This is a genomic window from Desulfosarcina sp., from assembly GCF_033791525.1.
Classification (GTDB): domain Bacteria; phylum Desulfobacterota; class Desulfobacteria; order Desulfobacterales; family Desulfosarcinaceae; genus Desulfosarcina.
In genome coordinates, this window is record NZ_JASJGN010000028.1 from 1 (window position 1) to 2,611 (window position 2,611).

Here is a 2,611-nt window from a genome sequence, read left to right on the forward strand (position 1 = left end):
TATTAACCGCCGTGGAACTCGCTCTTGAAATGCGATTTGGATGGAACATCTTAGAGGGTTTCAATAGTTATCCAGCACCACCGGGACGTGGTTTTTTCCAGGCTTACTACCTTCCCAAACCATCATTAGCAGCCGCGCATAGTGTTGAAGTTGTTTTTGGAGCCCGCGCATCAGGACTGATTTATTCGGTCCTTTATGATGGCAGTATTATCACAGGCGATGATAGATCTGTTGAACGAGAGGATTTTGTCTATGCCGGATTAATAGGCCTCAATTATCATTATTATGACTGGTTTTCTATTCGTGCTTCTTTGAATTATACCTCTGCTATCTTAGACGAGGAGGTCCTCCCGGATCCACTTCCCGGCTATGAGAAAACTAGTACTGAAAATTCGTATGGAACCTTGGCTATCGATTTTTATTTTTAACGCAACTTTCGGGGTTACGCCGCGACTGTAATCCCGCCGCTCTTTGACAAGCCTTAAACGTTTATAAGAAAGGGTATTGCCTTTTACCATCAACGAACAAGGAAAGGAGTAACCAATGGAAGTCAATATTGTTGTTGTCGGTGGCGGACCCGCCGGAGTTATTACTGCACAGACGGCCAAGAGCGTTTATCCTGACAAATCCGTGTGTGTCATCAAAGAAATCGGGGATGGGGTCATTCCCTGCGCCATACCCTACATGATGCACACCCTGGCCGACACGAAGCACAACGCCATGGGTAACATGCCACTGGAAAAAGCAGGAATCGACATCATCGTGGGCAAAGTGGTTTCATTGGATGCGAAAGCACACACGGTTACCCTGGAGTCTGGTGACGTTCTTTCCTATGAGAAGCTTGTTTTGGCGACCGGAACGGATGTCCGCATGCCACCCATTCCGGGTGTGAATAAACAAAGCGTTTTTAAAATAAAAAAAAGTATGTCGGCGATGAATGCCTTGCGGGATAAAGTCCACCAGGCCAAAAACGTGGTAATCATCGGCGGGGGGTTCATCGGTGCAGAGTTTGCCGATGAGTTATCCCGGGGTGCCGATGTGGACATCTTCCTGATCGAAATCATGCCCAGGCTGCTGTTAACCGCTTTTGACGATGAATTCTGTGACGAGATTGCCCGACTGTTAGACGAACGGAAGATAAAGATTCGCACCGGCAGCCGTGTCGTCTCCATCGACGGCGGCGAACGTGTAGAATCGGTTTCCCTTGAAAACGGAGAAACCATTCCGGCTGATATGGTACTGGTCAGTGTGGGTGCCCAACCATCGAGCGAATTGGCTGGAAAGGCCGGTTTACGGATCGTCGAGAACGGGTCTATCTGGGTTGACGATTACATGCGAACCAATGCCGAGGATGTATTTGCCGTCGGCGACTGCGCGCTGAAGCGGGATTTTTTCACTCGCAAGGCAGCACCGGTCTGGCTGGCGTCAACGGCAACCGCCGAAGCGCGCAATGCGGGCACCAATATCTACGGCATCCGCGTGCTGCACCAAATCCAGGGTACGATTGCGGCCTTTTCTACCCAGATCGCCGGGAAATCATTTGCCAGCGCAGGGATGACCTGCAGAACCTGCGAAAAAGAAGGGTTCAGATACGTTACGGCAACTGCCGTTGCGCCGGATCGTCACCCCGGCATGCTTCCCGGTGCCAGTGAGCTCAAGGTCAAGCTGATCTTCGCCGACCGATCAGGTATTATTCTCGGGGGGCAGGTATCCGGTGGACCGTCCGTGGGGGAGTTGATTAATGTGGTTGCGCTGGCGATCCAAAAAAAGGTCACGGTGCGTGAACTGGACATGATGCAGATTGCGACCCACCCGCTGCTGACATCGGCGCCCACTGTTCATCCGCTGATCAACGCCGCCCACCAGGCACTGGCCAAGCTGCGCACGACGATCAGGCCGAATCCGGAGGCTTCGCTAAAAGTGGCTTGATAAGCCACAGAAATGGGGTCGCCTCAGCAACATACTGTAAACTTGGGAAAAGAGTCAAAAAAGTGCCTGTATCGAGGCCTTAATCGGCCATTTTTTGGGCCAAAACAGGCCGATTAAGGCGGGTTGTCATTGATCCCATAAAAAGGTGTTTCCAGACGCCAAAGCATTCGTTGTGCCATATGGTTTCAGGGCTTCCCGAAGTTCAAAGGCATCGCCGGCGCGACGGATCTTTCGTCCTCTCGCCCTGAAACCAAGTGCCTCTTTGATCTTCTCGATGAAGGACTCGCCGCCAACCGCAATGCTTTGTGTCCATTTGGCTTGCCTGCCTTTATTCTCAGCCTGTATCGCACTGTCCACCCACTTGAAATGGGCTTGCTTCAACTGCTCATAGGTTTCCAATCCCAGTAATTCCATAAGCCGGTTAAAATCGATAATTCCTTTCCTTGCCGGGGGATTCTGGATCTCATTATAGTCGCAACATTCCCACTTTCCAGGATGATCCACCACGCCGGCACGGACCATGTTCATGTCGATATAAGCAATGCATTGGCGCAGATGGCGGTTACTTTCCACGGCAGTTGCATGATAGCGGTCCTGCCAGAATGCCCCCTTCCTTTTTTTGCGGATATTGTATTCCTGGCCGGTTCTGCCTGCGACCAGCTTAATCGAATCCGGGATGAAA

At 51.2% G+C, this 2,611-nt stretch carries 3 protein-coding genes; 2 read left to right on the forward strand and 1 reads right to left on the reverse strand.

The annotated features are described in order from the left end of the window. The coding region (locus tag QNK41_RS01355; RefSeq protein ID WP_319252970.1) for a lipid A-modifier LpxR family protein at positions 1-428 on the forward strand (428 nt) is incomplete at its 5' end. A gap of 115 nt (positions 429-543) precedes the next feature. Then, positions 544-1,929: an FAD-dependent oxidoreductase gene (locus tag QNK41_RS01360; RefSeq protein ID WP_319252972.1), complete on the forward strand. Its 1,386-nt coding sequence runs from the start codon at positions 544-546 to the stop codon at positions 1,927-1,929. Positions 1,930-2,055: 126 nt separating this feature from the next. On the opposite strand, the gene QNK41_RS01365 is transcribed toward QNK41_RS01360, so the two are convergent. Then, a partial coding sequence (locus QNK41_RS01365) for a transposase (RefSeq protein ID WP_319252974.1) occupies positions 2,056-2,611 on the reverse strand: 556 nt, incomplete at its 5' end.

What these genes read in the sequence shown, in the direction of transcription:
- QNK41_RS01360 (WP_319252972.1), top strand. Translation starts at nt 544, where the DNA reads ATGGAAGTCAATATTGTTGTTGTCGGTGGCGGACCCGCCGGAGTTATT.